Origin of the sequence: Streptomyces sp. AcH 505 (assembly GCF_000818175.1) — a bacterium.
GTDB lineage: Bacteria > Actinomycetota > Actinomycetes > Streptomycetales > Streptomycetaceae > Streptomyces.
Map to the genome: position 1 here is coordinate 3,674,302 of NZ_JTIY01000001.1, position 5,825 is coordinate 3,680,126.

Sequence of the window (5,825 nt, forward strand, 5' to 3'; positions counted from 1 at the left end):
GCGGCTGAACGCGACCACGCTCACCATCGACGGCCGGCTCGCCCAGCCCGAGGTCGCGGCCAACCCGGACTCCGCCGAGCTGCTGCACCGCTACCTCTTCGACGCCGAACTCGCCCTCCAGGGCATCGGCCGGGCCACGGGCCGGCTCACCCAGCTCCCGATCCCGCCCTCGCTGCGCCGGACGGTCCTGACCGGGCTCCGCGTCGCCAGGGACACCCCGCTCGGCAGCGCCGACACGCTCAGGACGGCGGCGCTGCGCATCAGGGACGAGGCGGCGGCTCTCCGGTACGAGGCCGTCGGCGCCGACGAGGCCGAGGCGGTCGCGCTGGCCGACCGGATCGGCCGCCTGCTGGACTCCCTCGCCGACTCGCTCGGCCACTGGCTCAGCCTCGGCTGGAACTCACCCACCGCGCCGGCGAAGGTCCCGTTCCAGCCCAGCGTCCTGCTGGAGCAGAACCGGCCGGCCGGCACGGGCGCCGTCGCCCGGCGGGTGTCGGCCGCCCAGAGCGTCCACGGCTGGCGGCGCGCCGTCCCCTATCTACGGCTGCCGCTGCACGCGGTGGTCGCCGCCGCCATCGTCTGCCCGATCACCGACGCCATCGACCCACGGCGCTTCTACTGGGGCCTGGTCGGCGTGATGATCACGCTGTTCGGTACGAGCACCACGCACGAGCGGCTGCGCAAGTTCGCGCACCGGATGGCGGGCACCGTCGTCGGCGCCGTGGTCGGCATCGCCCTGCTGCGGCTCATCGGCCCCGGGCACGTCTATCTGACGCTGCTGGTCATCGTGGCCGGGCTCGCGATCGGCGCGTGGGGCATCGGGCGCCAGTACGCGTACTGGGTCGTCGGACTCGTCGTCGCCCTGATCCAGCTGTACGGCATGACCACGCCGTACAGCGGCATGGACCACCTGCTGGCCGAGCGGCTGCTCGACAACGGCCTCGGCATCCTCGTCGCCACCGGCTGCGCCGCGCTGATCTTCCCCGTGTCCAGCAGGAAGATCAGGCGCGAGGCGGAACGCGGATACACCGCCGCCGTCGAGCAGTTGCTGTCCCAGCTGGTGCTGCGCTGGACGGAGCCGGTGGCGCCGGTACGGCTGCGCGGCGCCGCCCGCGCGGTGGACGCGGCCCTGTTCCAGGTGACCGGCGCCGCCAGGCCGCTGATCCGGATGCCGCTCGGCGGCCGCGCACGCGGCGCCGAGAACCGCCTCGCGCTCCTCACCACCGCCACCGGCCACGCCCGCTCCCTCGCGGCGGCGGCGGACATCGACATCGACCTGCCGCCGCACGTCACGGACGGCGTGGAGCGGATCACCGAAGCGTTCGTGCGGTCCCTCCGGGCCCTGGACCGCCGCTTCGCGACGGGGGAGCCCGAAGGCGCCTGGACCCGGGTGAGCCCGCTCGTACAGAACCTGCGGTCCGAACTGCACGCCCCCACGGGCCCGCGCGCCGAGCGCCTGCACACGTCGCTGCACGAACTGGCCGCGCTGGACGAGACGTTGGCCCGGTACGCCGAGGAGAACGGCCTGCGGACGGCCGACGCGCGGATCTCGGTCTGACGCCCGCCCGGCCGGGGCATCACGCGTCGGCGGCCCCACGCGCCCGGGGGTGTCGCTGAGCCCCTTTTCGCGCCGGGACCGGCACCTGGGTGCGGGGCGCGCCCTCGATCGGGTGTGTTGCGTGGTGGTGCGGGCCGGACGGGTTATGTCTTGGGTTTCGTGCCAGTTTTCGTGGCAGGTCCGTGCCGGGCGACACGGCGGTGTCGCGTGTTCTGTGGAGAGGAGTGAGCGGCCTTGACTCCGGGGAAGGTTGGGCGGGATCCGTTCGATACAGGGGTGGCTCACTCGGCCCGGGTGTACGACTACATCCTGGGCGGCCGGACGAACTATCCGGCGGACCGGGAGGCCGGGGACGCGATGTGCCGGGAGTGGGCGGCGCTGCCGGTGCACATGCGGGCCAACCGCCGCTTCATGGAGCGTGCTTCGCGCTATCTGGCGGCGGAGGCGGGGGTCCGGCAGTTCCTCGACATCGGCAGCGGCCTGCCCACGGCGCCCAACGTCCACCAGGTCGTGCAGGAGGTGGCGCCGGCCTCGCGGATCGTCTACGTCGACAACGACCCGATCGTCCTGGCCCACGCCCGCAACCTGCTGACCAGCACCTCGCAGGGCCGCACCGCGTACGTCGACGCCGACATGCGCGACCCGGCCAGGATCCTCACCAACGCCCAGTTCCAGGGGCTGCTCGATCTGCAGGAGCCCATCGGGCTGCTGGTCATCGGCATGCTGCACTTCATCCTCGACACCGACGACGCCCACGGCCTGGTCCGGCGGCTGCTGGACCCGCTGCCCACCGGAAGCTATCTGGCGATGACGATCGGCACCGCCGACTTCGCGCCCGAGGAAGTGGGGCGCGTCGCTGCCGAGTACAAGCGCCAGGGCATGCCCATGCAACTGCGCACCTACGAACAGGCGTTGGCCTTCTTCGACGGCCTGGCCCTCGTCGAACCCGGGCTCACCCAGGTGCACCGCTGGCGGCCGGTCCCCGGCCAGGAGGCCGTGGACGACCGCGACATCGCGATGTACGGAGCGGTCGCCCGCAAGATCGGCTGAGCCGTGGCCGGCGAGCTGCCGCGGCTCACCGCCCGGCGGCGCTCCTGCCCGTGACGCCCCTGCCCATGGCGCCCTTACCCGTGACGCTCCTGTCGGCTGCGTCCTTGTTCCGGCAGGAGCGGCCCGTACGCAGATGGCTGCCGGCGCCCTCGATGACGGAGTCGAGCCGGTTCCTGGCGCCGACCAGCTCGGCGATATGGCCGTCGATACGGTCCCGTTCCACCGACAGGCGGGCCAGCAGTTCCGGTGTGGCGTTGCCGTCCACGACGCACGGCATCAGCTCCACGATGCCCTTGCTCGTCAGACCGGCCGCGTAGAGCTGCTGGATCAGCTCGATACGTTCGACGGCGCTCTCCGGGTAGTGCCGCTGGCCGGAGGGGCTGCGGTCCGAGGCCAGCAGGTCCTGCTCCTCGTAGTAGCGCAGGGCCCGGACGCTGACGCCTGTCCTGGCGGCGAGTTCACCGATACGCATCGTGCACCCCCTGGATCACAGCGGCTTGCCCCTGACGTCGGCGGCAGGTTTTAGCGTAACGCGTGAAAGCTCGCCGAAGGAAAGAAGTGCCCCGCCATGACCAGCACCGCATCCACGCCCGCCCCTGGCACCGTCGTCACCGTCAAGCCGATCGTGCTGCCCGCGCCACCCGCGCGCGGCGCTGATCTGCGCGTCCGTGTCACCGCCCCGGTGGCCGGACATGACCTGCCGATCGTGCTGCTCGCCCACGGGTTCGGCTCGTCGCTGGACGGCTACAGCCCGCTGGCCGACCACTGGGCCGCCCACGGCTTCGTGGTGATCCAGCCCACCCACCTCGACTCGAAGACGCTGGGCGTACCCGAAGGCGATCCCCGCCGGCCGCGGTTCTGGCGCTTCCGCGTCGAGGACATGAAGAACGTCCTCGACAACCTCGACGTGCTGGAGGCGGCCGTCCCCGGTCTGGCGGGCCGCACGGACCGCACCCGTGTCGCGGCGGCCGGCCACTCCTTCGGCGGCCAGACGGCGGGCATCTTGCTGGGGCTGCGCGTCGGCGACCCGCGGACCGGGCAGGCGGACGACCTGTCCGACCCGCGCGTCAAGGCGGGCGTGCTGCTGGCCACGGCGGGCAACGGCGGCGACGATCTGACGCCCTTCGCCGCCGAGAACCTTCCCTGGCTGCGGCACCCGGACTTCGGGCACATGAGCGCCCCGGCGCTCGTGGTCGCCGGGGACAAGGACATCCTGCCGTTGACCGTCAGGGGAGCGGACTGGACAACCGATCCGTACGTCCTGGCCCCCGGCGACAAGAGCCTGCTCACCCTGTTCGGGGCCGAGCACTTCCTCGGCGGCATCTCCGGCTACCGGGCCGCCGAGACCACCGACGAGAGTCCCGAGCGCGTCGCCCTGCTCCAGCAGGTCACCGTGGCCTATCTGCGCCACGCGCTCGGCGTCGACAGCGCCGGCTGGACGGCGGCGAAGGAGTCCTTGGCCGGCCCCCACCCGCTGGGGCGGCTCGAGTCGAAGTGACGGCGGCCGGCCACAACCATCCGTTGGGGTAGGCCACAACCATCGGTTGGGCACGCATACGATCGGGCGATGGATACCGAGGCGGTGCGCTCGTTCGTCCGCGCGGCCGAGCTGGGACAGCTCCAGCAGGCGGCCGACGAACTGGGTGTGACACAGCAGGCCGTGTCGAAGCGGATCGCGACCCTGGAGCGCGGGCTCGGCGTCAGCCTGTTCACCCGTACCGCCCGGGGCGTCGAGCTGACCGTCGACGGCCAGGCCTTCCTGCCGCACGCCCGGAACATCGTCACGGGTGTCGATCGCGCCGTCTCCGCGATCAGACCGGGCTCGCGGGCCCTGCGGATCGACGTACTCGGCCTGCGGTCGGCGCAGGCCGTCATCCTGCACGACTACTGGCGGGCGCATCCCGGGACCGACCTCGATGTCGTGACGCTCAGGGTCAACGACCCGCGGGTGGCCGTCGCCGCGGTCCAGGCGGGCGATGTCGACGCCTCGTTCCGCTCGGTCACCGACCCGGCCGCGCTGCCGGGCGACGTGCGGATGATCCACACCTTCGACTCCCCGCTGGAATTCCTCGTCGGCCCCCGGCACCCGCTCGCCTCCGCGCGCACCCTGACCCCGTCCCGGCTGCGCGGGCATCGGATCTGGGTGCCGGGGATCGCGCCGCAGACCGAATGGGGCGAGTTCTACGACGAGTTGGCGACCCGCTTCGATCTGCGCATCGACGCGGCGGGTCCCAACTTCGGCAACGAGGTACTGCTGGACATCCTCGCGGACTCCGCCGACGTGGCGACCTTCGTGGGCTCGCGCGACCGGTACATCTGGCCGCCCCACTACGACCTGCGGCGCATCCCGGTGGTGAATCCGACGCTCGTCTATCCGCTCTCACTGATCGTCCCGCGGGTGAACCCCCACCCCGGACTCCGGCCCGTCATGAAGCACTTCCGAAGCCTGGCACCGCTCGCCGAGCCGGTCTGGCGTCCGTCCTGGAAGACGATCGAGGACACCGAGCGCTGATCACGTGCCCGTCGAACCATCGGGGCGGACGAGGGGCAGGAAGACCGTGTCGACGATCTCCACGATGCCCTCGTCCGGCATCGGCTGGAGCGTCATGAAGACCTGGTGGCGCAGCAGGTCTATGGGCAGTGACCGGATGCGCGCCGTCAGCCGGCCGGGGTCCGCCTCGCCGCGGTCGACCGCCGCCGCGAGGATGGTGTCGACCACCGGCTCCTGCGCGTCGACCATCATGTCGCGCACGTCGGCGAGGGTCCGGCCGGTCTCCTGGTAGTAGCCGCCGAGCTGCACGCCCAACACCGTCGCGAAGTCGAGCCGGTCGTCGTTCATCTCGCGCAGGAGGGCGATCAGATCCTCGCGCAGGCTGCCGGTGTCCGGCAGCGAGGGCGACCTGGCCGTGCCGGCGTGCGCGATGGTCGCGTGCAGCAGGTCGTTGCGGGTCGCCCAGCGGCGGGCGATGACCGGACGGCTGGTGTCCGCGCGGTTGGCCACCGCTTCCAGGGTGAACCCGGCATAGCCGTTCTCGCGCAGCACCGCCCACGCGGCGGCCAGCAGCGCTTCTTCCAGTGCCGCGCCGCGACGGCGTTGCGGCGACGCGGGCTCCGCCGGCTCTGCGGCTTTCTTTGGATGCACTTGCGCATCTTATCAGGCTGCCGTAGCGTGAAATTAGATGCAGCACTGCATCTAAAGACTTGACGAAAGAGGGAA

6 protein-coding genes are annotated in these 5,825 nt (G+C 71.9%); 4 read left to right on the plus strand and 2 right to left on the minus strand.

Annotation, left to right across the window (positions count from 1 at the left end):
* Positions 1-1,558, plus strand: a 1,558-nt coding sequence (locus HY68_RS16790; protein ID WP_198533286.1) for an FUSC family protein, incomplete at its 5' end; no start/stop codon positions are given.
* A gap of 234 nt (positions 1,559-1,792) precedes the next feature.
* The gene (locus HY68_RS16795; protein ID WP_041989592.1) at positions 1,793-2,608 is read left to right on the plus strand and encodes an SAM-dependent methyltransferase; all 816 of its coding nucleotides are present in this window, start codon (positions 1,793-1,795) and stop codon (positions 2,606-2,608) included.
* A 25-nt stretch (positions 2,609-2,633) separates the two neighbouring features.
* Here HY68_RS16795 and HY68_RS16800 read toward each other — a convergent pair whose 3' ends face one another.
* A complete protein-coding gene (locus tag HY68_RS16800; protein WP_041989595.1) occupies positions 2,634-3,080 on the minus strand; it encodes a MerR family transcriptional regulator in 447 nt (148 codons plus the stop codon).
* 96 nt (positions 3,081-3,176) lie between these two features.
* Here HY68_RS16800 and HY68_RS16805 point away from each other — a divergent pair, with 96 nt between their 5' ends.
* Both HY68_RS16805 and HY68_RS16810 read left to right on the plus strand, forming a co-directional pair.
* A complete protein-coding gene (locus HY68_RS16805) occupies positions 3,177-4,106 on the plus strand; it encodes a chlorophyllase (RefSeq protein ID WP_041989597.1) in 930 nt (309 codons plus the stop codon).
* Positions 4,107-4,175: 69 nt separating this feature from the next.
* Positions 4,176-5,120, plus strand: a complete 945-nt coding sequence (locus HY68_RS16810) for a LysR family transcriptional regulator (protein WP_041989600.1) — start codon at positions 4,176-4,178, stop codon at positions 5,118-5,120.
* On the opposite strand, the gene HY68_RS16815 is transcribed toward HY68_RS16810, so the two are convergent.
* Complete coding sequence (locus HY68_RS16815) at positions 5,121-5,750, minus strand: TetR/AcrR family transcriptional regulator (protein WP_041989603.1); 630 nt, start codon at positions 5,748-5,750, stop codon at positions 5,121-5,123.
* Positions 5,751-5,825: the final 75 nt, after the last annotated feature.

Excerpts from the sequence above, each read along its gene's own strand:
- HY68_RS16800 (WP_041989595.1), bottom strand. The coding sequence starts at position 3,080 with ATGCGTATCGGTGAACTCGCCGCCAGGACAGGCGTCAGCGTCCGGGCC.
- HY68_RS16805 (WP_041989597.1), top strand. The coding sequence starts at position 3,177 with ATGACCAGCACCGCATCCACGCCCGCCCCTGGCACCGTCGTCACCGTC.
- HY68_RS16810 (WP_041989600.1), top strand. The coding sequence starts at position 4,176 with ATGGATACCGAGGCGGTGCGCTCGTTCGTCCGCGCGGCCGAGCTGGGA.